We start from the raw sequence: 25,929 nt of genomic DNA, 5'->3' as shown, positions 1-25,929 counted from the left end.
CGCCCGGCTCGGACGGGGCGTGGCAGCGGCCGGCGCGCCCCGCTCGCCGAAATGGACAACAGCACCGAAGCCGCTATCCGGGTCAAAACGGGCTTGTTACCAGCGGGAAACTACGGACGGCAACGAAACTGCATGTCGTACTTCCTGGCCCGGGGCGTTACCGGCCCGCACGATCGTTGTGCGGTTGCTGCCGGTGCCGGGTGCAGGATCCGGGCCGAACGGGGGGCGGCCTGATTCCTTTCCCCGGCACCGCAGCAGTCCGTCCACGAGCCGTCTCGGGCGGGTCGTCGGCTCAGCGCAGCAGGGCGCGCACCCGGGCCGCCGCCGCCGGCTCGGCCAGCTCGTCCAGCCGGGCCGCGGCCCGGCGAAGCACCTCGCGCGCGGTCGCCACCGAACCGGTCGCGGCCAGTGCCCGGCCCAGCGCGGTCAGCGCGGCCACCTCGTCCTCGACCCGACGCGCCCCGGCCGGCAACTCCTCGTACAGCGCGAGCGCGCGCCGGGCGTGCTCGGCGGCCACCCGCGGGCGCCCCAGCACCAGACAGGTCGCCGCGAACTCGCCCAGCACGCTCACCTCGGCCCGCCGGTCGGCCAGCTCCTCGGTGATCCGTACCGCCCGGGTGTGCTCGGCGAGCGCGGCGTCCGGGCGACCCAACCCCGCCAGCACCATGCCCAGCCGGCTCGCCACCGCCGCCTCGTACTGGCCGCCGCCCAGCTCGCGGGCGATCAGCAGCGCCTCGCTGAGATGGTCGTACGCGGCCTCGTCCTCGCCGGCCTCGTGCTCCAGCTGACCGAGGTTGCCCAGCGCGGTGACCTGGGCGGACCGCGCGTCGGCGGCGCGCGCGGCGGCCAGGCTGTCCAGCAGCGAGCGGCGGGCCGCGGCGATCCGGTCCGGCCGGCCCGCGGACGACCGGCCCGCCTCGTACATCAGCCGGCGGCCGATGCTGTTGAGGATGCCGGCCTCGGCGTCCTTGGCGCCGGCGGCGCGGAACGCGGCCAGCGCCAGCTCCTGGTGCCGGGCCGCCTCGTCCGGCCGGCGCTGCTCCAGCAGCGCGAACCCGAGCCGCTTCTGCTCGGTACCCACCAGCAGCGGGTCGCCGGCCCGCTCGGCCAGCGTCACCGCCCGCCGGGCGCCGCGCTCCAGCGCCACCAGGTCGCCGCGCAGGAACGGGTACAGGTTGATCAGGCTGGCCAGCCGGGCCACCGTCAGCGCCGGGGTCGGGGTGCCGGGTTCGGTGGCGATCCGGCGCAGCAGCACGTCCAGCGCGGCCCACTCGGTGCGGTACCAGCTGGCCGCCTGCTCCCGGGAGTCGAACGTCGCACCGGGCGCGTTCGGTGGCGGGAAGGGCGGCCGGCTCGCCGGCCACATCGCCAGGTCCGCCTGGTACGCGGTCGCCGCCAGGTGATCGACCAGCCGCTCCAGCGCGGCCCGGGACTGCGCCGGATCGAGCTCGTCGGCGAGCAGCTCGCGAGCGAAGGCGTGCAGCAGGTCGTGCTGCCGGTACCGGCCGAGTTCCGGACTTTCCAGCAGGTAGGCGTCGACGAGCTGTTCCAGCAGCAGCTCGGTGTCGGCCTCGGACTCGCCGGCCAGGACGGCCGCGGCGGCGGTGGCGAGGTCGTGCCCGGGCCAGTGCCCGAGCAGCGCGAACAGCCGGGCCGCCGGCGCCGACAGCCGGTCGTAGCTGACCCGGAACGACGCCCGGACGGCCAGGTCACCGACCCGCAGCTCGTCCAGCCTGCGGCGGGACGCGGCGAGCCGGTCGGCGAGCGACGAGACGGTCCAGGCCGGGCGGACGGCCAGCCGGGCGCCGACGATGCGCACCGCGAGCGGCAACCGGTCGCAGGCCGCGACCACCCGTGCCGCCGCGTCCGGCTCGTACGCCACGCGTTCGGCGCCGGCGATCCGGCCCAGCAGTACGGTCGCCTCCTCGTCGTCGAGCCGACCGATCGGCACGTGCCGGGCACCGACCAGGTCGGGCAGCCGGTACCGGCTGGTGACCAGCACCGCGGAGCCGGCGCCGGCCGGCAGCAGCGGCCGAACCTGGGCGGCGTCCCGCGCGTCGTCGAGCAGGACCAGGACGCGGCGGCCGGCGAGCGCGGTGCGGTACCGGCCGATCCGGGCGGACAGGTTCTCGCCCCGCTCGCCGGGCTCGGCGCCGAGCGCGGTCAGGAACCCGGACAGCGCGGACGCCGGGTCGACGCCGCCCGAGCGGCTGCCGGCCAGATCCAGGTAGAACTGCCCGTCCGGGTACCGGTGGCGGAGCAGGTGCGCGGCGTGCACGGCGAGCGCGGTCTTGCCGGCGCCACCGCCGCCGCCGAGCACCACGATGTGCACGCCGGACTCGTCGCCGGTCGCGAGCGCCTCGGTCAGCCGGGACAGCTCGGTGATCCGGCCGGTGAAGTCGGGCAGGTCGGTGGGCAGCTGGGCCGGGCCGGTGGCGTCGCCGGCCACCCGCCGGCCGCGGGCGACCGCGGCGAACCGTTCGGCGTCCAGGCCGGTCAGGCCGAGCGCGACGGCGAGCCGGTCGACGGTGCCTCGGCGCGGCCGGGACGCCTCGCCGCGCTCCAGGTTGCTGAGCGCCCGGACGCTGAGCTGGGCGCGTTCGGCCAGCTCCTCCTGGGTGAGGCCGGCCGCGTTCCGGGCGCTGGCGAGCACCTCGGCGAAGGACGCCTCGGCCGGCGAGTCGGGCTCCACGGAGTGAGATTATTTGCCCCGGCACCGACAGGCGCGGTAGCTCTGTCGGACTTCCGGCAAGAATTCACGCAGGTCACTGACGGTAACGAACTCTCAGTGACCGCTCGTTGCCATACGGTCAGGAAAGTAGGGCAGCCTTGGTGGCCGCCCGCAGCATCGTCGCGCGGCGGTCCCGATCGAGCTCGGCGCCGATGAACGGGGTGGAGTTCATCAGGCCGAACGCGGCGTGCGCGAGCACCCGGGCGGCCGGCCGCGGCAGCTCCGAGCGCAGCTCGGTGAGCACCTGCACCCACTCTTCCACGTACTGCCGCTGCAGCCGGCGGATCTCCCGCCGCGGCTCGTCCGGCAGCCGGTCCAGTTCGTGCAGGTGCAGGGTGATGACGGCCGGATTTTCCAGGGCGAACTCGACATGGAAGTCGAGCAACGCGTCCAGCGCCGTCTCCGGATCGGCCGCGCCCTTGATCCGCTCCTGGCTGGCCGAGAGCAGGTGCTCGCTGACCGGGATCAGCGCCGCCGCCACCATCGACTCCTTGCCGGAGAAGTGGTGGTACAGCGCGGGGCCGGTGACGCCCGCCGCCTTGCCGATCTCGTCCATCGAGACGCCGTGGTAGCCGCGCCGCGCGAACAGGTCGACCGCGACGTCAAGAATCTCCTCGCGCCGCGACCGGCGCCCGTTCGATTGCCCGGCGGTCATCGCGCCAGCCTAGCCGCACCGACGACCGCCGCCGGGTCGCACCGGCCGGTACCACGATGTGGTCGGTCAGCGGGCCAGGTGCTCCATCAGCGACTGGAACCCCGGGGACAGCACGATCGACACCTCGTCGCCGCTGGTCCGCAGGTCCGCGGCAAGGAAGATCTCGCCGTCGTGCCAGTGGTACAGCGCCGCCGCGATCGGCTTCTCCGCCTGGGCGTACCGGTCCAGCGTGGCGCCCGCGAGCACCTCGCCCGCCGAGTACACGGTGCCGTCGGTGATCGGGTGCACGAAGAGCACGCCCTCCGCCGGCACCGCCACCAGCGCGCCGTACGGCCCGACCACCGGGTACCGGTCGAGCCAGAGCAGGTGCGTGCTGGCGTAGTCCTCGTCGCCGGCCAGCACCGCGATGTCGGCGCCGTCCATCACCTCGCGCTGCACCACCTCCAGCGGCTGACCGGCCCGGAGGTTGGCCCGGCCCAGGTCGAGCAGCCCGTCGGAGTCGAGCGGCCAGTCGGCGACCCGGTCGGCGGACGGCGTCATCACCGTGGTCGGCCGGTCGATCACCAGGCACTCCTCGATGCCCGGCGCCACCGGCCGGCGCACCGGCACCAGCCCGTCGGGGATCTCCCGGTCGACCGGGAGATCCGGGTGCGCAGCTGTGACCGGACGTCGTCCAGGCTCTCGGTGGGTGCGGTGTCCTGATCGGCGTCGCCCAGCTGGTCCAGGAACTCGTCGATCAGGTTCCGCCACTGGTCCCGCGGTGCCTGCTCGGCCCGCCGGCGCAGGTTGTCGAGCTGGATCGTCCACGGTGTGCCGGACGAGGCGCCGACGATCTCCAGCTCGTCCGCCGACACCACCGTCACCGCCAGCCCGCGGTTCTTCGCGCGCAGCCGGAACAGCCACAGCAACGGATCGTCGTTCACGCTCACCTACCAGCTCGACGGACGTATCAGCACAGCCTGCCAAGCCCGTACAACCACGGCAGGTCAGCGCCGCCGGTACGCTCGGTGAGCCGAACCGTAAGTGTCCATAATGGACAGACGGCGCGGCACTCCCGCGCTGGTGAGCCACGACCGGCCGCGGTACGCGGGGTCGGCCGGCAGAGCGCTGGATAGGGTGGACCGATGGGTGTGGAGATCGGGGAAGATCCGCTGGCGGGCCGGCTGGTGCGGCTGCGGGCGGTGGCCGAGGACGACCTGCCGACGCTGGCGCGGTGGTGGGCCGACCCGGCGGTCGCCACGTACCAGGACGGCGGGCCGCTGCATCCGAAGCCGGTCGCGAAGATCATGGACATGCTGCGGTCGTGGAGCACGAACGAGTCGCTCGACGTCGGCCTCGCGGTGACCACGCTCGACGGCGAGCTGGCCGGGCACGCCGCGCTGCACCAGATCCGGCCGAAGGACCGGGTCGCCACGTACGGGATCATGATCGGCCCGGAGTTCCAGAACCGCGGCCTCGGTACCGACACCACCCGGGTGATGCTGCGGTACGGGTTCACCGAGCTCAACCTGCGCCGCATCCAGCTGCTCGCGTTCGGCTACAACGAGCGCGCGATCGCCGCGTACCGCAAGGCGGGGTTCCGGGAGGAGGGGCGGCGCCGGGAGGCGACCTTCCGCGGTGGCCGCTACCACGACGAGGTGATCATGGGCGTGTTGCGCCGGGAGTGGGCCGAGCCGGCCTGAACCGTCCACTGTGGACCACCTGCGGTCCGCGGAACGGAACCAGCGAGGGAGGCGGCTCCCTCGCTGGTGGGAGTCGCCGGCCGGGTCGGCCGGACAGGCTTGCGACATGACCACCATCGAGCACCGACACTCGTCCGGGACCCCGTACGGCCGGGTCGACACCGTTCGCCGCTGGGCCAGCCGGGTCGGAGCCGTCGCGCTGGTCGGCATCGGCATCGCGCACACCGCCGTCAACGGCTACGCGTACCTGAAGCACGGCGACGGTTCGCTGCCGCTGTTCCTGGTGTTCGGGCTCGGGGTGAGCGTGCTCGCCTTCGCGCTGGCGGCCGTCGCCTGGCGCTACGGCCGCCGGGACCGGCACGCGGGTACCGGCGCGCGGATCGTCGTGGCGGTCGCCGCCGCCCTGCTCTGCCTCACCGCGGTCAGCGTACTGCGCAGCCACCCGTCGCTGGTCTGGGTGCCGCTCGGGCCGGGGCCATGGTCGGTACTCGGCGGCCCGGCGCTCGTCCTCGCCGCCTGCTTGCCGCGCGGGCGCGCCCGGGACTGATCGGTGCCACCGAGCCGCCTCGACAGCACGTGCACGGCCGGTGAGCCCCTCGACAGCGGGTGCCCGGCCGCCGAGCCCTCGCCACAGCGGGTGCCCGGCCACGCCAGCGCTTCGGGGCGGGCGGCTAGGCCACGGCGGCGCTTCGGGGCGGGCGGCCAGGCCACGGCAGCGCTTCGGGGCGGGCGACTGGGCCATGGCGGCGCTTCGGGAGCGGACGGCGGAGCCCGCCGCCGCGCGCCGGCGGATCGATCAGCGGCGAGCCGGTGCGCGACCGGGCTGGTCCGCATCATCCACTGTGGACCGACGGGCCCAGAGCGGCCGGGACGCCAGCGCGAACAGGCCGGCGCCGACCGCGTTGACCAGCACGTCGTCCACCGAGGACACCCGGCCCAGCTCCGCCACGTACTGCACGGTCTCGATCAGCGCCGAACCGAGCGCGGCGAGCAGCACCACGCGCGGCAGCGACCGCAACCAGGCGAACCGCAGCGGCAGGAAGAACCCGGCCGCCGCGAACACCAGCACGTTCCCGATCAGCTGTACCGCAACGGTTTGCGCCGGCGCCCCGGCCAGCGCGGCGAGGTCGTGCAGCGGTACCGGCTGGATCCGGCGCGGCGCACCGGGGTCCGGCGTGAGCGTCATCGCCAGCCACGGCAGGGTGCCGTAGACCGCGGCGACCTCGCACACCGCGTACCAGAGCGAATGCCGGGTCACCGGAGCCGCGGCCGCCGCACCGGCCGGCTGCACCGGCGTCGCGGGCGCCGGGCTGGTTGACTGCGCCGGGGTCGCGAGGCCGGCCGGCCTCGCGGGCGTCGGGTCGGCCGGTTGCGCCGGAGGCGCGGGGCCGGTCGGATGCGCCGGGGTCGTCAGCGCGCGGGCTCGGAGCAGGACGGCGAGGACCGCGACCGGGAGCGCGACGGCGAAACCGATCAGGATCAGGTGGTAGCGCGACCAGACCTCGGTCACCGGCGGTCGACCAGCCGGCCGGCGATGCCGTCGAGCAGGCAGTCCAACCCGAGGGCGAACTGCTGGTCGGGGTCGACCTCGTGCGCCTCGCCGATCCAGCGGGCCAGGGTGGGGTAGCGCGGGTCGGCGGTGATGCGGTCGACGTGGGCGGTCGCGGTGGCGCGCAGTTCGGCGTCGGTGGTCACGCCGATCCGGCTGCGCATCCGGGCCTCCTCGGCCTCGTGCTGCGCGTACGACTGGGCGTGCCCGACGACCATCCCGACGATGCTCATCATGGTGGTCACGTCGAGGCCCAGTCCGTCCACCGCGCGCAGGGCCCATTCGTTGTGCCACAGGGCATTCGGCCCGAACATCGGCCGGTGGTGGGACAGCCCGACGAACCACGGGTGGCGGCGCAGCGTGTCGCGTTCGCGGTGCGCGAGCAGGGTCAGGTCGGCGCGCCAGTCGCCGGACGGCTCGGCCGGCAGCTCGATCTCGCCGTACACCGCGTCGAGCATCAGGTCGACGATGCCGTACTTCCCGCCGACGTAGCGGTACAGCGACATCGGGGTGGACGAGCCGAGCGCGGTGGCGACCCGGCGCATGGTGACCGCCTCGGCGCCGTGCTCGTCCGCGATGGTCAGCGCGGCGCGCACGATCGCCTCCCGGCTCAGCGCCGGCCCGGCGGCACGGCCGGTCGGCTCCGGCAGGTCCCACACCAACCGCCCGTCGCGACTGCTCATGGCGTGACTCTAGCCTGTCGTGTACGTTGTACGCGTGATGTACAACGTACACGATCCTGAGCCCGTCCTGATCGTCGGCGCCGGCCTGGTCGGCCTGACCACCGCGCTCGCCCTGCACCACCACGGCGTGCCGGCCGTCGTGGTGGAGAAGCATCCCGGTACCTCCATCCAGCCCAAGGCGCGCCGGTTCAACTTCCGCACCATGGAGGTGTTCCGCGCGATCGGCGTCGCCGACGCCGTGTACGCGGCGGCCGAAGGGCTGGCCGCGCACCAGGGCATGCGCGCCGGACGCACCCTCGTCGAGTCCGAGCCGCTGCCGCCGCCCCCGCACGTCGACTACACCGACCTGCTCGCCGCGAGCCCCGAACGGTCCTGCCTGGTCGCCCAGGACCTGCTGGAACCGGTCCTGCTGCGCGAGGCGCGCGACCGCGGCATCCCGGTGCACTTCCAGACCACGCTCGCCGACCTGGCCGACGACGGCACCGGCGTCACCGCCACCCTCACCGGCGCCGCGACCACCGGCGGCGCCCTCGCCGCATCGTTCGGCGGCAGGTCAGCGGTCACGCCCACCGGCACCGGGGTGCGCGCCCCCGGGGCCGGGGCGGCAGCCGGCAGCGCGCTCACGGTGCGAGCGTCGTACCTGGTCGGGGCGGACGGGGCACACAGCACGGTGCGAGCGCTGCTCGGCATCGAACGCAGCGGGCTGGGGGTGCTCGGCGACGCGGTCAACGTGTACTTCCGTGCCGACCTCGGCGCGCTCACCGCCGGCCGCGAGTTCAACATCTGCCAGACCGAACATCCCGCCGCACCCGGCGCGTTCGCCTCCGTCGACGGGCGGTACCGGTGGATGTTCATGACCGGCCCGCTGCTGCCGGCGGCCGACGATCCCACGGCACCGCCCGACCCGCGCTGGGCCGACCTGGTGCGTACCGCCCTCGGCGCACCGGACGTGGCCGTCGAGGTGCTGTCCGCGCTGGCGTGGCAGCCGACGATGCGGGTGGCGGACCGGTTCGCCACCGGCCGGGTGCTGCTCGCCGGCGACGCCGCGCACGTGATGACCCCGTACGCGGCGGCCGGCGCCAACACCGGCATCCAGGACGCCGACAACCTCGCCTGGAAGCTCGCCGCGATCCGCTCCGGCACCGGCGGACCGGAACTGCTCGGCACGTACCACGACGAGCGGCACCCGGTGGCCCACCACGTCGCCGAGCAGTCCGCGCTGCGCACCGGCGGTCTGCGCGAACTCGCCCCACCGACCCTGGACCACCCGTTCGCGCTGGTCGCGGGCGCGCAGTACACCGCGGGTGCGGTCGTCGACGACGGCAGCGGGCCGCAGCCGACCGACCGGCTGGAACTGTCCGGCCGACCCGGCACCCGGCTGCCGCACCTGCCGCTCGCCGACGGCCGGTCCACCCTCGACCTGGCCGGCACCGAGCCGGTACTGCTGCCCGCGCCGGACGCCGCCGGCTGGCGCGCCGCGGCCGAGAAGCTGTCGGTACCGGTGGCGGACGCCGGCCCGGGCTGGCCCGCGGCGGCCGGGCTGACCGGCGACGGTGCCCTGCTGGTACGGCCGGACCGGATCGTCGGATGGCGCTCCCGCACCGCAGCGGACCACCCGATCCGGGTCCTGACCAGCGCGATCGATGCCATCCTGGCCAGGTAAGCCGGTTCCGGGTCGTCTCGGGGGTTCACCCCATGGCGGCGGCGCCACGCGCGCAGCACCATGGATGGTGAGGCGGTCGGGGTGGCCGCCGAGGATGAGAGGTCAGACAGTGAAGGCGCTTCTGATGGCCGCACTCGTGGTGATCGGGCTGTTCGTCGCCGGATCGATCGTCGTGTGGGCCGTGAAGGCATTCATCGGCGTCCTGTTCTACGTGCTCATCGGCGCGCTGATCGTGGGCGGCGTGGTGTTCATCGCCGGCAAGGTGCGCAAGTCGGTCGGCGGCACGAGCCGGCGCCAGCTGCGCTGAGCCCCGCGAGCTCGGCGGCAGCCGGGCGAGCCGAAACGCGACGGCGGTTCGACCGAGCCGCCGTCGCCTGCCTGCCGCTCACCCGGCTCGCGCCGAGCAGCGGCGGCTACCTGGAGGCGCCGTCGTCCAGCGGTGCGGCGGACGCCTCGACCATCCGGTCCAGCGTCGGGCGCTTGGCGGTGATGCCGTCGCCGGACGACCGGCCGGTCAGCCGACGACGGATCCACGGGGCGAAGTAGCGGCCGGCCCAGCGCACGTCCCCGCCGCGCGCCCGCAGCCACGGACGGGCCGTGGCCGGCGGCAGGTCGGCGAACCACGCCTCGTCCACCGGGACCTCCAGCGCCTCGAGTACCCGCCCGGCCGCCCGGCGGTGGCCCACCGGCGACAGGTGCAGCCGGTCGGAGCCCCACATCCGCCGGTCCACGAAACCGCGGTCCCGCCACAGATCCGCCAGTACAGCGCCGTGCCGGGCCGCGGTCTGCCGGATCACGTCGTTGTACGCCTCGGCGCGCTCCTCGATCACCCGCCGTGCCGGCAGCAGGAACGTCACGTCCGCCGCGGTGAGCAGCAGCACGGTGGCGCCGGTGTCGGACAGCCGGCCGACCACCCAGTCGAGCCGGCGGCTGATCTTCGGCAGGTCGAAGCCCGGCCGCAGCGCGTCGTTGCCGCCGGCGACGAAGCTGACCAGGTCCGGCCGCATCGTGATCGCCGCCGGCACCTGCTCGTTCACGATGCCCTTGAACAGCCGACCGCGTACCGCGAGGTTCGCGTACCGGAAGTCGGGGTTCCGCGCGGCCAGCACCTCGGCGACCCGGTCCGCCCAGCCGCGGAAGGTACCGTCCGGGCGCGGGTCGACCATGCCCTCGGTGAAGCTGTCCCCCACTGCGACGAAGCTGTTGAACTGCCGCGGCACGGCGGTCCGCCCCCTTACCTCAGGCCGGCGGACGCGCTGTCGAGTCCCCGCCGGGCCCCGTTCCCGAACGGTGTCAGGTTACCCGCAGGTACGGCGGTGGTCCGGCGCCAGGTTCACCCGCGCCGGCGCCGGGCTGGCGCGGGTTCCACGGCGTGCACGGCCGGGTGGGCAGCGGCGGTTCCGAGGTCGGGCGGACGGCTCGATCGCCGCCTCCGCCGCCTCGGCCCGGGGCGATGGTGCCGGCGAAGGAATCCCGGGAGGGTTGTTGCTGTTGCAACTACCGTGGACATCGACATCTACTCCGACGTGGCCTGCCCGTGGTGCTACCTGGGCAAACGTCGACTCGAACTGGCCCTGGAGCGTTTCGACGGCGACGTCACCGTGCGGTGGCGGCCGTTCCAGCTGGATCCGTCCGCGCCGACCGAACCGACCCCGCTGCAGCCGGCGCTCGCCGCGAAGTTCGGCGGGCTCGACCGGGTGCGGCAGCTGAACGACCAGCTGGCCGAGCTGGGCCGCGCGGTCGGGCTGGACTACCGGTTCGGCGACGCGCAGCACGTCAACACCTTCCCGGCGCACCGGCTCGCCTGGTACGCGGAGCGGGAGGGGTACGGCATCGCGGTTACCGACGGGCTGTTCCGGGCGTACTTCACTGAAGGCCGCAACGTGGCCGATCCGGCCGTACTGCTGGAAGTGGGCGTTGCGGCAGGACTGGAGCGGGAAGCGCTTTCCGCGTTCCTCGACTCGGACGAGGGCAACGCCGAGGTGGCCGCCGAGCTCGCGGAGGCGCAACAGCTTGGCATCACCGGGGTGCCGACGTACGTGCTGGCCGGCAAGTACGCGGTGTCCGGGGCCCAGGAGCCGGACACCCTGCTGGAGGTGCTCAAGGAGGTCCAGCAGCGCGAGTCCAGGACGACCCCGTTGACCACTCTCGGTGACACAACGGACACGCAGGCAGGTACCTGCACCGACGACTCCTGCGCCATCTGACCCAGCTACCGACGGCCCGGCTCGACCACGAGCCGGGCCGTCGAGTTATCCACCGCGTTATCCACAACCGGGTCACGGTACCGATCGATGTTTCACGTGCAACATCGCCGCGATCGATGGCTGCAAGATCAGGAATGGATCGTTTTCCGAGGTCAGCAGGGCCGCTTCAAGTTATCCACAGGTTTGTACACAAGCGATGGCGGTCGGCTGTTGATAACCGGGCAACCTGTGGACAACTTGGCTCAGTCCGCGGAAACCGGTCGGCCCAAACCCTCGCTGACCTCGGCGTTCGGCAGCATCCCGAGCACTTCACCGGGAACCGACAACTTGCTCCGGCGCAGCCCCGATCCGATCACGACGCGTCCCGCCGTCAGCACCGCCGGGTCGACCAGTACCGGCCAGTCCGCCGGCAGGCCGACCGGGGTGATCCCGCCGTACTCCATCCGGGTCGACTCCACCGCCGCGTCCATCGGCGCGAAGCTCGCCTTCCGGGCGGACAGCCGCCGGCGCACCAGCCCGTTCACGTCGGCGCGGGTGGTCGCCAGCACGACGCAGGCCGCGTAGCTCGTCTCGGCGCCGCGGCGACCGGCCACCACGACGCAGTTCGCCGAGGTGTCCAGGGTGGTGCCGTACGCGGCACAGAACTCGGCGGTGTCGGCCAGCTCCGGGTCGATCTCCGCGACCAGCACCTCGGTCACCGGCACGCTCGGCACCGACCAGGACCGCAACGCGGCCAGTACCGGCTCGGCCAGCAGGTCCGGCCGCTCCAGCGCCGGTGAAGTCTGCAACGTCGATGTCATCCGGCCATCCTCACACCGGCGGCCGGTACGCCCGGCACACCGGCACCGCGGCGGCCACGTACCGGGACGGCGGGTACCGGGGAAAGCGCATACCGGAAGACGTGAGCGGGGACCGGCTCAGGACGGTGGGCGCAGCACGCAGAACTCGTTGCCCTCCGGGTCGGTCAACACGTGCCAGCTCCAGCCGGCCTCCTCGACCGGCTCGGCGGTCTGCCGGCGCGCGCCGAGCGCGACCAGCCGGTCGACCTCGGCGTCCACGTCGGCCACCCGCAGGTCCAGGTGCATCCGGTTCTTACCGGCCTTGGGCTCCGGTACCCGCTGCAGCAGCAGGTCGGGGCCGTCACCGGTGTGTGGCACCAGGCTCAGGTAGCGGCCGACCGGCTCCCCCTCGATCCGGTAGCCGAGCGCCGCCGCCCAGAACTCCGCCACCCGCCCCAGGTCGTGACAGTCCAGCACCGTCACCACGTGCATCGCTCACCCCAGCGCATCGCCCCGCTCCGCCTCCGCGTCGCTGCCCGCGGTCACCCGAGCGGCAGGCGCCACTTCTCCTCGCCGACGTTCGGATTCGACGGTAGCGGCTGCCGCTGGCCCGTCGGGCCGAAGCCGTACCGGCGGTAGAACGCCTGGGCCCGGTCGTTGCCGTCGGCGACCCACAGCACCACCCCCGCCGGCTGCCGGCCCTTCGCCCAGGTCAGGAACCCGTCGACCAGCCCGGCGGCGACGCCCCGGCCACGGACCGCACCGCGTACCCACATGCCGATCAGGTGCAGGTCGGCCGAGTCCTCCTCGGCGAACCCGCCGACCAGGCCGAGCGGCGGCTCGGCCGGATCGGCCAACGCGACGAACCAGGTCGCGCGACCGAGCTGGGCCCGCCACTGCCACTCGTCGAACGCCGCTTCCCGCTCCACCGTCGACGCGAACGCGTACGGCGCGTCGGTGAGCGCGGCGAGCCGCACGTCCCGGTAGATCGCCCAGTCGTCGCCGGTCAGCTGCCGAATCTCGATCACCCGCCGAGTATGCCCACCCGGCCGCCGCGCCGACCGGCGTGCGGTGCACCGCGACGGCACACCCGGGCGAACGCCGCGGCGCCGGGCTCGATATCGGTACGGCCGGCGCCGGGCGGCAGGTGAAGATGGCCCGAGCCGATCGAAGGAGTCGTACGCGGATGATCGAGGAACCGTTGACCGGGGGCAACGTGAGCGCCGGGGTGGTACGCGTCGGCGACACGGTACGGCGGCCGGCCGGGCCGTGGACCCCGGCGGTGCAGGCGCTGCTCGGCCACCTCGCCGACGTCGGCTTCCGCGGCGCGCCCCGGCCGTACGGGCTGGACGAGCGCGGCCGGCAGGTGCTGGAGTACCTGCCCGGCACCGTGGCCTGGCCGGACCACTTCGACGCGCTGGAGGACAGTGCCGCGCTTGCGGCGGTCGGCCGGCTGATCCGGGAGTACCACGATGCGGTCGCCGGGTTCCGGCCGCCGGCCGACGCCCGCTGGCAGGCGCTGTGGCCACCGCACGGCGACGAGATCATCGCGCACCACGACCTCGCGCCGTGGAACCTGGTGCTCGGCGACCGGCCGGCGTTCATCGACTGGGACGGCGCCGGGCCGGGCAGCCGGCTGTGGGACCTCGCGTACGCGGCGCACGGGTTCGTCCCGCTCGCGCCGCGCACCGGGGCGGACGGTGCCGCGGCCCGGCTGCGTACCCTCGCCGACGGCTACCGGCTGGCGGAGGCCGACCGGTACGAACTGGCCGAGCTGCTCGCGGTGCCGGCGCGGGCGATGTACGAGCTGCTCGCGCGCGGCGCCGACAGCGGCGAGCAGCCGTGGGCGCGGTTGTGGTCCGAGGGGCACGGCACGGTCTGGCACGACGACGCCGAGTTCATCGAGCAACGCCGGGACCGGTGGCGCACCGCCCTGCTCGCGTGAACCCGCGTCGAGCAACGCCGGCCGCACCGCCCGGTCCGCCGGACGCGCCCGCCCGGTGGCACGCACGCCGGGGCGCTGGCGCCCCGCACCGCTCGGCTGGGGCCCGGCGCGACCGGCTCGGGTCGGTTGATCGACGTCCCCCGGCCGCGGACCGGCAGTCAGGCCGGGCGGTAGCTCGCCGTCGCGTAGCTGGCGCGCACCGGGGTGTCGTCCGGGCGAAGCCAGGTCGCGACCACGCCCGGTACCGTCTCGTCGGCCGGCGCGGCGCTCAGCACCCGGTGCAGCCGTACGGTCAGGGTGCCGGCCCCGGTGGCCACCCGCAGTTCGGTGCCGGCGGCGGTGTCGGCGGTGTCGATGCCGGTCACGGTGAGCCGTTCGGTGCTCGCCGGCCGGGCCACCACCGTCGGGTCCGGCGTGTGGCTCTGCCGCTGCGCCTGCGGCTCGGCGGTGCCCTGGATCAGCGCAACCAGCTGCGTCACCAACACCGGGTCGTGGCCGCCGTCGTAGATCCAGCGCGGCCCCAGCACCCCGTGCTCCGCGGTACCGATCAGCGCCGCGTCGGCGCCGGCCAGCGGCGCGGCGCGGTACGCCATCGGGACGAGGTAGGTGGTCGCTCCGTCGGCGACCGCCATGAACTCCAGCCCCACCTCGCCGGCCGGGTCGTCCAGCCGGAACCCGCCGGCCCGGGCGAGTTCCGGCCGGCCCGATCCCGCCACGTACCAGGGCTGCTTCGGCAGCCAGCCGGTCAACAAGTCGAGCTTGGTCGGTACCAGCGTGGTCTGGTGGATGACGGCCATCGGCGCTCCTCGGTGTCCTGTCTACGTCGCTCGTCCAGCCTCGCACCGCAACGGCGGCCGGCGGTACCGCGGCGCCACGGATCACAGCACCGGCCACTCGGCGTATGGTCGTCGTACCAGGACACCGACATCTCCTGCCGGGTGTAGCCGACGTCCGGGGCCGCGTCCCGCCCCGCGTCACCATGGACGGCTACTGGTCTTCGGAGCACGGACCGAGTCACGCGGACGCCCGCGGTCCGGTGCCTCGCCGGTTTCGCGCGGGACGACTCCCGCGGAGCTGGACCCGTCGGCAGCGGAAAGGGAACCACCGTGCCGACGCGTCTCGGCCGGCGATCCGCGCCCGCCTCCACCCTGCCCACCTCACCCCGACGGCGCCGCCTGCCTACCGGCATTGGCCGGTGCGCGACGGCTCTGCACACCGGCTTCGGCCGGTGCGTGGCGGTCCTGCGCACCGGCGTCGGGCGGTACGCCGCGGCGATCCGCGTCACCGGCGCCGTCCGCTACTACGCCGCGTCGCTGCCGATCCGGCTCGGCGCCGCCATGCTCAGCCTCGGCGTACTCGTGCTGATCCGGCACGCGACCGGCGGGTACGCGACCGCCGGCGCGGTCGTCGGCACCCTCGCCGTCGCCGGTACCGTCGGCGGGCCGCTGGCCGCCCGCCTCACCGACCGGTACGGCCCGCGCCGGGTGCTGCCGCCGCTGGTCGCCGGCAACGCGCTCGGCGTGGTCTGTCTCGTCGTCGCGGTCGCGACCGCCGCACCACCACCGCTCTGGTACGCCACGGCGGCCGTCGCCGGCCTCTGCACGCCCGCCGCGGGTTCGCTGACCCGGGCCCGCTGGTCGTCGCTGACGCCGGACCGGGCCGTGCTCTCCACCGGGTTCGCGCTCGAATCGCTGACCGACGATCTCACCTTCGTGGTCGGGCCGGTGCTCGCCACCGTCCTCGGCAGCACCGTCCAACCGGTCCTCGCCCCGCTGCTCACCGCGCTGCTGGTACTGACCGGTGGCGTCGCGATGGCGGTCCAACGACCTCCGCGACCGACCGCCGGACGGTCCGGCTCGCCCGCCCGCGCACCGTCGTCGCGAACCGCCGCACCCGAAGCTCCGACGTCGGCCACGTCCGCGCCCGCCACGCCGTCCGCGACGAGCGGGGTATCGGCTCCGACCACGCCGACCGGGGTACCGGCTCCGACCGCAGTGAGCGGCCCACCCGCGCCGCCAGCGATGGGCGGGAGGCCGACGCCGACCGCGGTGGGCGGGGCGCTGGCGTGCGGTACCCGCGGCAGGTCGGTGTCGTCGGATCCGGGGAGGCGGCGGCGATTCCGGCGCGGCGCGGCCGGCGCGCTGGCCGTACCGGCGCTGCGCGTGATGGCCGGCGCGTTCGTCGCCACCGGCGTCGTGTTCAGCGGCGTCCAGGTGAGCATCGCCGCGGTCACCGGCGGGTACGGGCACGCTGCCGCGGCCGGCCCGGTGTACGGCTGCTTCGGCGTCGCCAGCATGTGCGCGGGTCTCGGCTACGGCGCGATCGGCTGGCGGTCCGCGCCGTACCGGCGGGTCGCCGTCGGGTTCGGGTGCCTCGCCGCCGGCTGCGCGCTGCTGCCGTTCGTCCCCGGCCTCGGCCTGCTCGCGGCGGCCGTGGCGGTTCCCGGGCTCGCGGTCGCGCCGACGGTGATCGCCGGCAACACCGTGGTGGAGCAGCGGGTCGGGGCGGGGCAGCTGGCCGAGGCGTTCGCCTGGCTGGGCGGCGCGTGCTCGCTCGGGGTCGCGGTCGGTGCGGCGGCGGCCGGCCGGCTCGTCGACGCGTACGGCCCGCGCGCCGGGTTCCTGCTCCCGGTCCTCGCCGCCGCGGCGGCCGCGCTCCTCGTCGCCCGCTCCCGCCGCACCCTCGACCCGCACCGACCGGACCCTTCCGCCGGTCGGGGCGGCCGGGGAATCAGGCCGGGGCGCCGGTGAGTTCCGCGACGATCTGCCGGTACTCGGCGCCGACGGCCTCACCGTCCACCCGGGTCGGCGCGCCGTCCCGGAGCACCCACTCGCCGCCGACCAGCACGTGCCGGACCAGCGCGGCACTCCCGTCGGTCAGGACCGACCAGGCCAGCGTGTCCGGGTCACGGTGCGCCGGGCCGAGCCGGTCGGCGTCCAGCAGCACCAGGTCGGCGGACCGGCCGGAAGCGATCTCCCCCAGGTCGTCCCGCGAGTAGCCGAGCGCGCCGCCGCGGCTGGCCATCCGGAGCACGTCGGCCGGGCTGGCCCGGCGCGGCCGGTCCGGCTCGCGCTGCTGCAGCAGCCAGGCGGCGCGCATGGTGCCCCACATGTCCGTGTCACCCCAGTCGGTACCCAGGCCGAGGGTGACGCCCGCCCGCCGCCACTCGACCGCCGGCGGGATCCGCCCGTGCAGCGCCAGGTTCGACACCGGGCAGTGCATCACCGCGGCGCCCGCCTCGGCCACCAGTGCGACGTCCGCCCGGTCCATCTCGCAGCCGTGGAACAGCACCGTACGGGGGCCGAGCAGGCCGTGCCGCCGAAGCACCTCGATCGTCGACGCACCCCACCGCTCCACCACGAGTTCCCGCCGGCGGACCGTCTCCAGGCAGTGCAGCGCGAAGATCGGCTGGTACTCGTCCCGGTAGCGTTCGGCGAGCGCCACCGCCTCGGCGGTCAGGTCCTCCTCCGACTCGATGTTGACCGTGACCCCGGCCGGATCCGGCACCTTCTCCACCCAGTCGTCGTACGCCTGCGGCAGCGACCGGATGCCCACCGCGGCACCGGCATCGGCCAGCAGCCGCGGCGAATGCTCGCCGAAACCGCAGTCGGCCACCATCGTCACGCCCTGCCGCAGCAGGGTGAGGTACTCGTACCGGATCACGGCGGCGATCCGGTCGAGGTTCGCCGGGTCGTCCATCCAGGCGCCGACGCGCTGCTGGGCCCGCCCGGCCGGGGAGTCACCGAACCAGTCGAAGATCTCGTACCCGAACTCCAGTCCGCGGACCGCCGTCGACTGGCTGTGGAAGTGACCGTTCACCAGTCCCGGCAACACCACCAGGCCGGAACAGTCCACATCGGACGGTTGGCTGCCGGCCGGTTCGATCCGGCCGATCACCCCGTCGGCGACCTCGAGGTCGGCCTCGCCGAACGTCCCGTCGGGGGCCAGGTACCGCGCACGCGTCAACCACACGCCGGCCACCGTAACCGGCCCTGCCGCCCGCCCGCGCACCATTTCCCCGGCGCCGGCGCCCGGACCCGGAGACCCGGCTGCCCGGCCGGAGAGCCCGGCGGATCGGCCCGGACACTCGCCGGACCGGCCCGGACACTCGGCGGTCCGGACACTCGGCGGCCCGGCCGGGAAAGTCCAGCGGCTCGGCCCGGAAGCCCGGCGGCTCGGCGGAGGCCTGGGCGGGGCGGTCCGGCAGGTTCGTCGGCAGCGGCGCGGCGTCGCGGTCATCCAGGTCGCCGGCGGCGCCAGTAGTCGACCGTGACCACGGCGAGCAGCGGTGACCAGGCCGCCAGCGGCTGATAGAGCAACCCGACCAGCAACCGGCCCATCTCGGTCATGCCCGGATGGGGCAGCATCCACCAGAACAGCATCGGCGTCCACAGCGCCGCGAGCACCGCCACGCCGACGCCCGCGACGGCGATCACCGCTCGATACGGCACCGTCCGGCCACCGAGCACCGGCACCCACCGCGGCACCCGCTCGCCCCACGGGCGTACCAGCCCGAGCGTCGCCACCGCCGCCAGTTCGGTCAGCACGCTCAAGGTGAGCAGGTAGGCCGGCCCGGCGAGACCGGGCGGGCAGATCTCCAGCAGCCCGGCCGGCGTGTACCCGGACGGCCCGCCCAGGGCGACGACGATGCGCCACAGTCCGGACGGCAGGGCGGTCAGCGCGGCGGCGTGCGCCGCCCACCCGACCCAGCGGCGCGGTCGACGACCTGCCGAAATCGACACCGGGTGGGCGGGCACGAGCGAAGCGGCTGTCATGGCTCGATACTGGCTTCGCGCGCGTCGCCGTCCCTTCCCGCGGCGAGGGAGACCGCTCCCCCGCCCGGGGGAGATCCGGAGGTCGTTCGCCGCCACGGGCGATCCTGCCAGCGCTCCGCGTCGGCCACCGGCGTCACGCGGGGCTCAGGGGGTGTCCTCGCCCGCCGGTCCGCCTGTCGGTTCTCCGGATCCCGGCGCACGGTCCCCGTCTGCCGACGCCGGCCCACCGTCCGCACCGGACTCTTCCTGGCGTGGCGGCCAACCGTGGGGCATCACCCGGCTGCCGGCGAGCAGTGCCACCCCCGCGGCGCCGAACCCGACCGCGCACAGCGACAGGCACACGTAGCCGCCGGCCGAGCCGGCCAGCACCCCGACCGCCGCCAGCACGACCACGACCGCCGACGCCACGCCGAGCACCAGCCCGACCACGCCCGCCACGACCACGCGCCCATCCTCGCACGCCGGCCGGAACCGCCGGGCCAGTCAAGCAGCGAACCCCTCCCGCCCTGACCGCACCGCAGCCCCCCGAGGTCGCCGCATCACCTCGACTCCGACCCACTGGCCGCTGCACGCGAGGTCGGCCCCAGCCAACCGGGCCACCTGCCGGGCCACGGCGTTCGACCGGCCTCGGCCAACCGCACCGCGTGCGGGTCGCGGCGCCGAACCGGGACCGGCCGGGCCGCCGCACCTCGGGTCCCCGCCTCGAACCGCCTCGCCGGCGTTCGCGGGGCGGCACCGCGAACGTGGCCGTCGGGCGAGCCACGGTGTCGCATCCGCGATCCAGCCGGTAGGTCCTAACCTGCTGGCATGACCCCATCGACCAGCCCGGTCGTGCTCGTCACCGGCGCCGGGCACGGCATCGGCCGCGCGACCGTACGGAAGTTCCGCGCCACCGACGCCCGGGTGCTCGCCGCCGACGTCGACCTCGCCGCGGCGCAGGACCTCGCCACCGACCCCGGCGTACGCGCGGCGCACCTGGACGTGACCGACCCGGCATCCGTCGATGCCTGCGTCGCCGAGTGCGTCGACCGGTTCGGCCGGCTGGACCATCTGGTCTGCACCGCCGGCGGCGACAAAGGCACGCCGCCGGACTTCCTGGACCAGACCGACGACGACTGGCGCCGCCTGACCGAGCTCAACCTGTACGGCGTGGTCCGGTGCATCCGGGCCGCGGTACCGCGGATGTCCGCCGGCGGCGCGATCGCCCTCGTCGGCTCGGTGAACGGGCTCGCCGCCTGGGGCGGGGCACCGTACTCGGCGGCGAAGGCCGGGCTGGTCAACCTCACCCAGCAGCTCGGGGCGGAGCTCGGGCCGCGCGGCATCCGGGTGAACCTGGTCGCGCCGGGCACGGTGCGTACCCGGGTCTGGGACGACCAGCCGGGCCGGCCGGACCAGATGGCCGTGCTGTACCCGCTCGGCCGGATCGGCGAGCCGGAGGACATCGCCAACGCGCTCGCGTTCCTCTGCTCGCCCGACGCGTCCTGGATCACCGGGGTGACGCTGCCGGTCGACGGCGGCGCCTCGGCCGGCCCGCGGCACCTGTTCACTCGGCTGTCGGGCCGCACCCCCTGATCACGGCGCCCATCCCGGCCGGTGACGCGGTTCACGTCACAGCTCCCGGCACCCTCTCGTCTACCTGGTGAGACGCATTCCGACGAGGGGAGCAGGAACGATGAGCAAGCAACGACTCGGCATGGCCAGCGTGCAGGCAGGGATCCAGCAGGTGATGGGGCTGCAGAACTTCGTCGACGAGCGGGTCGACGGCACCCTGCTGCACCTGATCCAGCTGCGCGCCTCCGTCCTGAACGGCTGCGCCTACTGCGTCGACATGCACAGCCGCGAGGCGACCGCCGCGGGCGAGGACAGCCGCCGGCTGTTCGCGGTGGCGGCCTGGCAGGACGGCCCGTTCTTCGACGACCGGGAGCGCGCGGTCCTGGCGCTGACCGACGCGGTGACCAAGCTGGGCCCGGACGGTGTGCCGGACGAGGTGTGGGAGCCGGCCACCCAGCACTTCGACGACCAGGAACTCGCCGACCTGGTCCTCGCGATCGCCGTGATCAACGTGTGGAACCGGATCAGCATCACCAACCGGACGCAGCCGCCGAAGCACGTCTGACCGGCCCGCCCGCGTACCGTGAGGATCCTCGCCGAGGGTGCTCCCACGGGGATCTTCGGGTACGGCGGAGGGAGAGCCGATGGTGCTACGGGTACGCGGGCACGGTCTGCCCGACGGTCGCTGGCTCGACCTGTACGCGGACGGCGACCGGTGGGCGACCGACCCGGTGCCGGGCGCGGAGCTCGTCGCCGAGGGCTGGCTGCTGCCCGGCCTCGTCGACGCGCACACCCATCCCGGCGCCGAGCACCCCGGTCAGCCGCTCGACCTCGAGTTGCTCCGGGCCGATCTGCACGACCATGTCGCCGCCGGGGTGACGATGATCCGGGCGCCGGGCATCGCCGCCGACCCGCCGGCCTGGTTCGGCGCCGATCCCGACGTCCCTCGTGCCGTGCACGCCGGGCCGTGGATCGCCCAGCACGACACCTTCTTCGACAACTGGGGCCGGCGTGCCGACCTCGCCGACCTGCCCGGCGTCGCGGCCGAACAGGCCAGCCGTACCGGCTGGGCGAAGATCATCACCGACTGGCACCCCGGCGACGAGCCGGTGCCGGCCGAGGTGCTGCGCGAGACGGTGCGCCGGGTGCACGCGGTCGGCGGCCGGCTCGCGGTGCACTCCCAGCACGCCGCCGGCGGCGCCGCCGCAGTCGCCGCCGGGGTCGACTCGCTGGAACACGGCATGTGCCTGGATCCCGCACTGTTGAGCCAGATGGCGGCGCAAGGCACGGCGCTGACCCCGACCCTCGCGACCATCACCGACTCGCTGCACCGGGTGGAGCGGCAGCCGGACAGCCCCCGACGCCGCTGGTACCTGTCCGGCGCCGGCGTGCATGCCGCACTGGCCGCCGCCGCGGCCGAGGCGGGCGTCACGCTGCTCGCCGGTACCGACTCGCGACCGCACGGCCGGATCGCCGACGAGGTGCGCGCCCTGGTCGCCGCGGGCGTCCCGGCCGATGCCGCGCTGGGCGCCGCGTCCTGGACGGCCCGCTCCTACCTCGGTCTGGACGGCCTGGTCGACGGCGCGCCGGCCGACGTCGTCGTCTACGACGCCGACCCGCGCACCGATCTGTCCACACTGGACAGGCCGCTCGCCGTCGTGCTCCGCGGCACCCTCCGCCACCACCGCTGACGGTTCAGCCCGGCTACTCGGCCGGCACCTCGCACGAGACCCCCGGCACGCCCAGCGCGGACAGCAGACCGTCCACCCCTTCCCCGAACGGGCCGGGCCGGATCGGGATGGCTGCGGCGATCGCGGCCGGCACGGCGGACAACCCGCACTCGGCGGACCAGCGCATCAGCTCGGCCACCGTGTCTTCCACTGCGGGCGGCTCCGCCGGCGGCGGATCCCACGGCATGAACGAATCCAGCGCCGCATCCGGATCCAGCAGGAAGGTGTGCCGCACCCCCGCCGGGCTGTCGCACGACACCTCGGCGAAATCGTTGTCCACGACGTAGCCGGCAAGCGCGGGCGCCGAGGTCTCCGCCACCATGCCGGCGGCGAAATCCGCGGGGCTGAAGATCTCGTGCGTGTGTACCTGACAGAACCACCACTCGGCGCCCAGCGGTCGCCCGTCGCACTCCGCGCCGTCGGCGTTCGCGCTCGCCCAGGCCGCGAGTTCGGGGCCACCGCGAGCCACCAGGAACATCCCTGTGGATCCCATGGCCGGATCGTTCCTCGCCGGTACGACAACTCCCAGCACGCCAATGGCGGAGCGACCGTCAGGCCGGGCGCAGCCTTGCGCTCGGCGCGGCGTTCGGTACCGCGTCGGGTCAACTGGTCGGTGGGCCGTAGGTGAGCAGGTCGCGGTCGGTGAGAAGTTCGCGCAGTTGCTCGTCCTGATCGTCGGTCAGATCGGCCCGGGGCAGGTCGACGTACTGCCGGGAACCGGCGAACAGCAGGTACGCGAACGGCTTCCGGCGGGCGTGGGTGAAGACTCCCCAGCCGTACCGGCAGTTCACGAGGTCCGACTCCACCGTCACGCCGTCCGCGTCGCAGACGATCCGGCGCGGGTTCGACGCGTACGACGGGAGCCGCTTCATGGCCCGCCGCACCGGAAACAGGTACGCCTGACCGAACAGGACCAGGACGCACAGCACGATCAGGCCGGCGACGATGGCGACCCCGCCGCCGGTCGCGAAGCACAGACCGATCGCCAGTACCAGCAGCCAGAAGAAGTAGACGCCCCAACCGGAGTTCGTCGAGGACCGGTCCCGCAACAGCTGCCGCCAGTACTGCTCGTCCCGACGTGTCGTGAACTCGACGCGCATCGCACTCCCCTCCGCTCCAGGGCACCGACAGCGTTCCAAGCCGGCGCGTTCCTGTCGACCCCGGCGCCCGAACGCACGCGGGCCGTCCGCACGGATCGCTCGCCCTGGCCGCTGCCGGCGAGAGCGACAAACCCGTTGGCGACGAAAGGGACCGGCCGCGATGATGGTCGGCGTGCAGGAGATCGAGATCGTCGTCGCCCACCAGGAACGGACGACGTTGCGGGTCGGCGACATGTTCCTGAAGGTCGACTCCGACCCGGGCCGGCTCGACGTCGAGGTCGAGGCGATGGCCAGGGCGCCGATCCCGACCGCGGAAGTGCTGTGGCACAAGCCGGCGGTACTCGCGCTCGCCGCCCTGCCCGGCACGGCGCTCGGCACCCTCGGCGCGCCGTCGCCCGCCTCACCGGCGGCCTGGGCCGCGGCCGGCGCCGCCGTACGGAGGCTGCACGAGGCGCCGCTTCCACCGTGGCCCGGCAAGGACCAGGACGAGATCGTGGCGCGCCTCGACCAGGAATGCGCCTGGCTGGTGGCGAACGACGTCCTGCCCGCCGACCTGGTCACCCGCAACCGGCAGATCGCCGAAGCCGCGCTGCGGCCGTTCACGCCGGTGTTCATCCACGGCGACCTGCAGCTCACCCACGTGTTCGTGGACGGTGACGAACTCACCGGGGTACTCGACTGGTCCGAGGCCAGCCAGGGCGACGCGATGTTCGACCTCGCCATCCTGACGCTGGGGCACGAGGAGCACCTTGCCGATGTCGTGGCCGGCTACGGTACCGGCGTCGACGTCGACGTGATCCGCGCGTGGTGGTCGTTGCGCAGCCTCAGCGCGGCCCGCTGGCTGATCGAGCACGGCTTCGACCCGGACTCACCCGGCTGCGAGTTCGAGGTACTGCGCTCCCAGTAGCGCGCCTGCCGACCGCGCCGCCAGCCCCCGACGTGCGCTCGCCGAGCGCACCGCAAGCGCCCGCCGTGCCAAGCTACGCGCATGGCGAGCGCACCGAAGAACGTACTGAAGAGTTACCTGCAGAGCGCACGAGACGTGCTGCTGTGGAAGCTGGACGGCCTTTCCGAGCGCGACCTGCGGCTGCCCCGTACGCCGACCGGTACCAATCTGCTGGGCCTCGTCAAGCACGCGTTGAACACCGAGGTCAGCTACTTCGGCCCGACCTTCGGCCGCGAGTGGCCCACACCGGACGAGCTCGTACCCGCCGACGACCCCGACCCGCTCGCCGGCTGGTACGCCACCGAAGACGAGACTGCCGCCGGGATCGTCGACCTCTACCGCCGCGTACAGGCCTTCGCCGACGAGACGATCGACGCGCTGCCGTTGGACGCGATCGGACACGTCGCGCACTGGGGCGGCGCGGAAGTCACGCTGCACGAAGTGATGGTGCACAAGACCGCCGACCTGCAGCGGCACGCCGGCCACGCCGACATCCTGCGCGAACAGCTCGACGGCTCGGTCGGGCTGCTGCCAGCGAACGACAACATGCCCAGCAACACCGACTGGCCGGCCCACACGTACCGACTGACCACGATCGCCAACCGCTTCCACTGATCAGCACGATCGGACGTCGCCGCAACCCCGAACAGTCAGTCGACCACGACCGACGCGCTGCTGGCTTCTGCCGCCACGGTCCGTTGAAACGCCGACCACCGCTTCGAACTACGGGTTCCTGGCCTGGGGAGACCTGGGTGGAGCTGAGGGGACTTGAACCCCCGACCCGCCTTGCAAAGTCCACGCTGATCGTGGCTGGGCGTCTGCCGACATCGGTCTACCGCATGCGGTTACCGGCCCGCCTGTTGTCGGCCGACGTCTGCCATGTCGGCTGTCTTGGCTACACCTTTGGCTACAGATCATCCGTCGCTGTCGGCGTCGCTCTCGCTTTGTGCAGCGCCGCGCGCGCACGGAAGCGAATGCGGCCGCACTGGTCGCGTTCCTCGTTCGGCGTCGTGTCGGTGCAGGCGCAGCGAGACGCCAACCACTCCAGGTCTTCGCGGGTCAGCCACAGCGCGATACGGCCAAGGTGCGCCTCGCGTTCTGGGTCGGTGGGTTCGGGGGCCTCGGCATGTCCACGACCATAAGCCAGCCCACGGCCAGGCGGTGAAGGTCGGAACGCTGCGCTGCGGCTCGTCTCGTCCGGCGGGTCGTGACCGGCAGATCTCGGGGGGCAAGATGGCCCCGGTCTTGGGCCATCGCGGCGGCGCTCGCCCGGAACCACTACGAACGGTGGCCACACAGAGGCGAGCGTAAGACCGTGCCCGACAGCTCGTCCTGGTCCTGGCGGTGCTCGTCGACGGCGGCGCCAGCGGCGCCTTGATCGGGACGCCGTTGGAGCCGCGGAACGTGAACCGGGTCTTCGAAGCAGTACGGGCCGAGGCTGACCTGCCGTGGCTGCATCTGCATGACCGGGACTGCCCCAAGTTTTGTTGACACTCGGGGTTGTGTGGTGTCAGGCCGCGTGTGTGGTGTAGATGGTCTCAAACTCGATCGGGGTCAGGCGTCCGAGGCGGGCTTGGCGGCGTCGGCGGTGGTAGGTCTTCTCGATCCAGGTGACGATGGCCAGTCGCAGCCCTTGGCGGGTGGCCCAGCGGCGGCGGTTGAGGACGTTCTTCTGCAGCAGGGCGAAGAACGACTCCATTGCCGCGTTGTCGCCGCAGGCACCGACCCGTCCCATCGACCCGGTCAGCCCAGCCTGGCGCAGTGTGGTGACGTATTTCCGGGACCGGAACTGGCTGCCCCGGTCGGAATGCACGATCGTGGCGGCGGGGCAACGCAGCCCGATGGCGTGCTGCAACGCGGCGACCGCCAGATCAGAGGTCATCCGGGAGCCGATCGAGTAGCCGACGATCCGGTTGGACCACAGGTCCTTGAT

29 protein-coding genes are annotated in these 25,929 nt (G+C 73.9%); 12 read left to right on the top strand and 17 right to left on the bottom strand.

Features of this window, described 5'->3' with window-relative positions:
• Nucleotides 1-292: 292 nt before the first annotated feature.
• The 4 genes from NUM_RS12055 to NUM_RS12040 form a co-directional block, all read right to left on the bottom strand.
• Nucleotides 293-2,692 (bottom strand): ATP-binding protein, encoded by a 2,400-nt coding sequence (locus tag NUM_RS12055; protein WP_207124898.1) that lies wholly within the window; start codon nt 2,690-2,692, stop codon nt 293-295.
• 118 nt (nt 2,693-2,810) lie between these two features.
• The gene (locus NUM_RS12050) at nt 2,811-3,386 is read right to left on the bottom strand and encodes a TetR/AcrR family transcriptional regulator (protein ID WP_207124897.1); all 576 of its coding nucleotides are present in this window, start codon (nt 3,384-3,386) and stop codon (nt 2,811-2,813) included.
• A 66-nt stretch (nt 3,387-3,452) separates the two neighbouring features.
• Entirely contained in the window at nt 3,453-3,989 is a 537-nt protein-coding gene (locus NUM_RS12045; protein ID WP_207124896.1) for a hypothetical protein, read from the bottom strand.
• On the bottom strand, nt 3,947-4,315 hold the full coding sequence (locus NUM_RS12040) for a hypothetical protein (protein WP_207124895.1): 369 nt from the start codon (nt 4,313-4,315) through the stop codon (nt 3,947-3,949). Before NUM_RS12040 ends, NUM_RS12045 begins: the two co-directional genes overlap by 43 nt.
• 195 nt (nt 4,316-4,510) lie before the next feature.
• Between NUM_RS12040 and NUM_RS12035 the strand changes: the two genes are divergently transcribed.
• Entirely contained in the window at nt 4,511-5,068 is a 558-nt protein-coding gene (locus NUM_RS12035) for a GNAT family N-acetyltransferase (RefSeq protein WP_207124894.1), read from the top strand.
• Nucleotides 5,069-5,174: 106 nt separating this feature from the next.
• Complete coding sequence (locus NUM_RS12030) at nt 5,175-5,615, top strand: hypothetical protein (protein WP_207124893.1); 441 nt, start codon at nt 5,175-5,177, stop codon at nt 5,613-5,615.
• 249 nt (nt 5,616-5,864) lie between these two features.
• On the opposite strand, the gene NUM_RS12025 is transcribed toward NUM_RS12030, so the two are convergent.
• Together NUM_RS12025 and NUM_RS12020 are read right to left on the bottom strand one after the other, a co-directional pair.
• Nucleotides 5,865-6,578, bottom strand: coding sequence for a VanZ family protein (locus NUM_RS12025; RefSeq protein WP_207124892.1), 714 nt, complete (start codon nt 6,576-6,578; stop codon nt 5,865-5,867).
• A complete protein-coding gene (locus tag NUM_RS12020; RefSeq protein WP_207124891.1) occupies nt 6,575-7,300 on the bottom strand; it encodes a TetR/AcrR family transcriptional regulator in 726 nt (241 codons plus the stop codon). The genes NUM_RS12025 and NUM_RS12020 overlap by 4 nt, the downstream gene beginning before the upstream one ends.
• Nucleotides 7,301-7,337: 37 nt before the next feature.
• Here NUM_RS12020 and NUM_RS12015 point away from each other — a divergent pair, with 37 nt between their 5' ends.
• A complete protein-coding gene (locus tag NUM_RS12015; RefSeq protein WP_225918510.1) occupies nt 7,338-8,963 on the top strand; it encodes an FAD-dependent monooxygenase in 1,626 nt (541 codons plus the stop codon).
• Nucleotides 8,964-9,087: 124 nt separating this feature from the next.
• Nucleotides 9,088-9,270, top strand: coding sequence for a hypothetical protein (locus tag NUM_RS12010; RefSeq protein ID WP_207124889.1), 183 nt, complete (start codon nt 9,088-9,090; stop codon nt 9,268-9,270).
• A 106-nt stretch (nt 9,271-9,376) separates the two neighbouring features.
• Here the strand turns inward: NUM_RS12010 and NUM_RS12005 are convergent, their stop codons facing one another.
• The gene (locus NUM_RS12005) at nt 9,377-10,183 is read right to left on the bottom strand and encodes an SGNH/GDSL hydrolase family protein (RefSeq protein ID WP_225918508.1); all 807 of its coding nucleotides are present in this window, start codon (nt 10,181-10,183) and stop codon (nt 9,377-9,379) included.
• Nucleotides 10,184-10,465: 282 nt separating this feature from the next.
• On the opposite strand from NUM_RS12005, the gene NUM_RS12000 reads away from it, so the two are divergent.
• Entirely contained in the window at nt 10,466-11,170 is a 705-nt protein-coding gene (locus tag NUM_RS12000) for a DsbA family oxidoreductase (RefSeq protein WP_207124888.1), read from the top strand.
• Between the two features lie 242 nt (nt 11,171-11,412).
• On the opposite strand, the gene NUM_RS11995 is transcribed toward NUM_RS12000, so the two are convergent.
• The 3 genes from NUM_RS11995 to NUM_RS11985 form a co-directional block, all read right to left on the bottom strand.
• Nucleotides 11,413-11,970 (bottom strand): YbaK/EbsC family protein, encoded by a 558-nt coding sequence (locus NUM_RS11995; protein ID WP_207124887.1) that lies wholly within the window; start codon nt 11,968-11,970, stop codon nt 11,413-11,415.
• A 117-nt stretch (nt 11,971-12,087) separates the two neighbouring features.
• On the bottom strand, nt 12,088-12,441 hold the full coding sequence (locus NUM_RS11990; protein ID WP_207124886.1) for a VOC family protein: 354 nt from the start codon (nt 12,439-12,441) through the stop codon (nt 12,088-12,090).
• Nucleotides 12,442-12,491: 50 nt separating this feature from the next.
• Nucleotides 12,492-12,977, bottom strand: coding sequence for a GNAT family N-acetyltransferase (locus tag NUM_RS11985; RefSeq protein ID WP_207124885.1), 486 nt, complete (start codon nt 12,975-12,977; stop codon nt 12,492-12,494).
• A gap of 158 nt (nt 12,978-13,135) precedes the next feature.
• Between NUM_RS11985 and NUM_RS11980 the strand changes: the two genes are divergently transcribed.
• Nucleotides 13,136-13,894, top strand: a complete 759-nt coding sequence (locus NUM_RS11980) for a phosphotransferase (RefSeq protein ID WP_207124884.1) — start codon at nt 13,136-13,138, stop codon at nt 13,892-13,894.
• A 158-nt stretch (nt 13,895-14,052) separates the two neighbouring features.
• Here the strand turns inward: NUM_RS11980 and NUM_RS11975 are convergent, their stop codons facing one another.
• Nucleotides 14,053-14,691: a maltokinase N-terminal cap-like domain-containing protein gene (locus NUM_RS11975; protein WP_207124883.1), complete on the bottom strand. Its 639-nt coding sequence runs from the start codon at nt 14,689-14,691 to the stop codon at nt 14,053-14,055.
• A 435-nt stretch (nt 14,692-15,126) separates the two neighbouring features.
• Between NUM_RS11975 and NUM_RS11970 the strand changes: the two genes are divergently transcribed.
• Nucleotides 15,127-16,644, top strand: a complete 1,518-nt coding sequence (locus NUM_RS11970) for an MFS transporter (RefSeq protein ID WP_207124882.1) — start codon at nt 15,127-15,129, stop codon at nt 16,642-16,644.
• On the opposite strand, the gene NUM_RS11965 is transcribed toward NUM_RS11970, so the two are convergent.
• From NUM_RS11965 to NUM_RS11955, 3 genes are all read right to left on the bottom strand, one after another.
• Nucleotides 16,625-17,866, bottom strand: a complete 1,242-nt coding sequence (locus NUM_RS11965; protein ID WP_207124881.1) for an amidohydrolase family protein — start codon at nt 17,864-17,866, stop codon at nt 16,625-16,627. The genes NUM_RS11970 and NUM_RS11965 overlap by 20 nt on opposite strands.
• Before the next feature lie 263 nt (nt 17,867-18,129).
• The gene (locus NUM_RS11960; protein ID WP_207124880.1) at nt 18,130-18,669 is read right to left on the bottom strand and encodes a hypothetical protein; all 540 of its coding nucleotides are present in this window, start codon (nt 18,667-18,669) and stop codon (nt 18,130-18,132) included.
• 144 nt (nt 18,670-18,813) lie between these two features.
• Nucleotides 18,814-19,113: a hypothetical protein gene (locus NUM_RS11955; protein WP_207124879.1), complete on the bottom strand. Its 300-nt coding sequence runs from the start codon at nt 19,111-19,113 to the stop codon at nt 18,814-18,816.
• Between the two features lie 363 nt (nt 19,114-19,476).
• On the opposite strand from NUM_RS11955, the gene NUM_RS11950 reads away from it, so the two are divergent.
• The 3 genes from NUM_RS11950 (at nt 19,477) to NUM_RS11940 (ending at nt 21,911) form a co-directional block, all read left to right on the top strand.
• Entirely contained in the window at nt 19,477-20,241 is a 765-nt protein-coding gene (locus tag NUM_RS11950) for an SDR family NAD(P)-dependent oxidoreductase (protein WP_207124878.1), read from the top strand.
• 100 nt (nt 20,242-20,341) lie between these two features.
• A complete protein-coding gene (locus tag NUM_RS11945; protein WP_207124877.1) occupies nt 20,342-20,785 on the top strand; it encodes a carboxymuconolactone decarboxylase family protein in 444 nt (147 codons plus the stop codon).
• Nucleotides 20,786-20,864: 79 nt separating this feature from the next.
• Nucleotides 20,865-21,911 carry an amidohydrolase family protein gene (locus NUM_RS11940; RefSeq protein ID WP_207124876.1) on the top strand — a complete coding sequence of 349 codons (1,047 nt, stop codon included), beginning with the start codon at nt 20,865-20,867 and terminating at the stop codon, nt 21,909-21,911.
• Nucleotides 21,912-21,924: 13 nt separating this feature from the next.
• On the opposite strand, the gene NUM_RS11935 is transcribed toward NUM_RS11940, so the two are convergent.
• Together NUM_RS11935 and NUM_RS11930 are read right to left on the bottom strand one after the other, a co-directional pair.
• Nucleotides 21,925-22,443, bottom strand: coding sequence for a hypothetical protein (locus NUM_RS11935; RefSeq protein ID WP_207124875.1), 519 nt, complete (start codon nt 22,441-22,443; stop codon nt 21,925-21,927).
• Between the two features lie 109 nt (nt 22,444-22,552).
• Nucleotides 22,553-23,050: a YcxB family protein gene (locus NUM_RS11930; RefSeq protein WP_207124874.1), complete on the bottom strand. Its 498-nt coding sequence runs from the start codon at nt 23,048-23,050 to the stop codon at nt 22,553-22,555.
• A gap of 163 nt (nt 23,051-23,213) precedes the next feature.
• Here NUM_RS11930 and NUM_RS11925 point away from each other — a divergent pair, with 163 nt between their 5' ends.
• Both NUM_RS11925 and NUM_RS11920 read left to right on the top strand, forming a co-directional pair.
• Nucleotides 23,214-23,957 (top strand): phosphotransferase family protein, encoded by a 744-nt coding sequence (locus NUM_RS11925; RefSeq protein ID WP_207124924.1) that lies wholly within the window; start codon nt 23,214-23,216, stop codon nt 23,955-23,957.
• An 81-nt stretch (nt 23,958-24,038) separates the two neighbouring features.
• Complete coding sequence (locus NUM_RS11920; RefSeq protein WP_207124873.1) at nt 24,039-24,611, top strand: DinB family protein; 573 nt, start codon at nt 24,039-24,041, stop codon at nt 24,609-24,611.
• An 895-nt stretch (nt 24,612-25,506) separates the two neighbouring features.
• On the opposite strand, the gene NUM_RS11915 is transcribed toward NUM_RS11920, so the two are convergent.
• The coding region (locus NUM_RS11915; RefSeq protein ID WP_207124872.1) for a DDE-type integrase/transposase/recombinase at nt 25,507-25,929 on the bottom strand (423 nt) is incomplete at its 5' end.

Origin of the sequence: Actinocatenispora comari (assembly GCF_017312725.1) — a bacterium.
Taxonomy (GTDB): Bacteria; Actinomycetota; Actinomycetes; order Mycobacteriales; family Micromonosporaceae; genus Actinocatenispora; species Actinocatenispora comari.
This window is presented reverse-complemented; position numbering and strand designations above follow the sequence as displayed.

What these genes read in the sequence shown, in the direction of transcription:
- NUM_RS11960 (WP_207124880.1), bottom strand. Translation starts at nt 18,669, where the DNA reads ATGACAGCCGCTTCGCTCGTGCCCGCCCACCCGGTGTCGATTTCGGCA.
- NUM_RS12030 (WP_207124893.1), top strand. Translation starts at nt 5,175, where the DNA reads ATGACCACCATCGAGCACCGACACTCGTCCGGGACCCCGTACGGCCGG.
- NUM_RS12010 (WP_207124889.1), top strand. Translation starts at nt 9,088, where the DNA reads ATGGCCGCACTCGTGGTGATCGGGCTGTTCGTCGCCGGATCGATCGTC.
- NUM_RS12020 (WP_207124891.1), bottom strand. Translation starts at nt 7,300, where the DNA reads ATGAGCAGTCGCGACGGGCGGTTGGTGTGGGACCTGCCGGAGCCGACC.
- NUM_RS11940 (WP_207124876.1), top strand. Translation starts at nt 20,865, where the DNA reads ATGGTGCTACGGGTACGCGGGCACGGTCTGCCCGACGGTCGCTGGCTC.
- NUM_RS11935 (WP_207124875.1), bottom strand. Translation starts at nt 22,443, where the DNA reads ATGGGATCCACAGGGATGTTCCTGGTGGCTCGCGGTGGCCCCGAACTC.
- NUM_RS11975 (WP_207124883.1), bottom strand. Translation starts at nt 14,691, where the DNA reads ATGGCCGTCATCCACCAGACCACGCTGGTACCGACCAAGCTCGACTTG.
- NUM_RS11980 (WP_207124884.1), top strand. Translation starts at nt 13,136, where the DNA reads ATGATCGAGGAACCGTTGACCGGGGGCAACGTGAGCGCCGGGGTGGTA.
- NUM_RS11925 (WP_207124924.1), top strand. Translation starts at nt 23,214, where the DNA reads ATGGTCGGCGTGCAGGAGATCGAGATCGTCGTCGCCCACCAGGAACGG.
- NUM_RS12050 (WP_207124897.1), bottom strand. Translation starts at nt 3,386, where the DNA reads ATGACCGCCGGGCAATCGAACGGGCGCCGGTCGCGGCGCGAGGAGATT.
- NUM_RS11990 (WP_207124886.1), bottom strand. Translation starts at nt 12,441, where the DNA reads ATGCACGTGGTGACGGTGCTGGACTGTCACGACCTGGGGCGGGTGGCG.
- NUM_RS11930 (WP_207124874.1), bottom strand. Translation starts at nt 23,050, where the DNA reads ATGCGCGTCGAGTTCACGACACGTCGGGACGAGCAGTACTGGCGGCAG.
- NUM_RS12015 (WP_225918510.1), top strand. Translation starts at nt 7,338, where the DNA reads ATGTACAACGTACACGATCCTGAGCCCGTCCTGATCGTCGGCGCCGGC.
- NUM_RS12035 (WP_207124894.1), top strand. Translation starts at nt 4,511, where the DNA reads ATGGGTGTGGAGATCGGGGAAGATCCGCTGGCGGGCCGGCTGGTGCGG.
- NUM_RS11950 (WP_207124878.1), top strand. Translation starts at nt 19,477, where the DNA reads ATGACCCCATCGACCAGCCCGGTCGTGCTCGTCACCGGCGCCGGGCAC.
- NUM_RS11920 (WP_207124873.1), top strand. Translation starts at nt 24,039, where the DNA reads ATGGCGAGCGCACCGAAGAACGTACTGAAGAGTTACCTGCAGAGCGCA.
- NUM_RS11995 (WP_207124887.1), bottom strand. Translation starts at nt 11,970, where the DNA reads ATGACATCGACGTTGCAGACTTCACCGGCGCTGGAGCGGCCGGACCTG.
- NUM_RS11945 (WP_207124877.1), top strand. Translation starts at nt 20,342, where the DNA reads ATGAGCAAGCAACGACTCGGCATGGCCAGCGTGCAGGCAGGGATCCAG.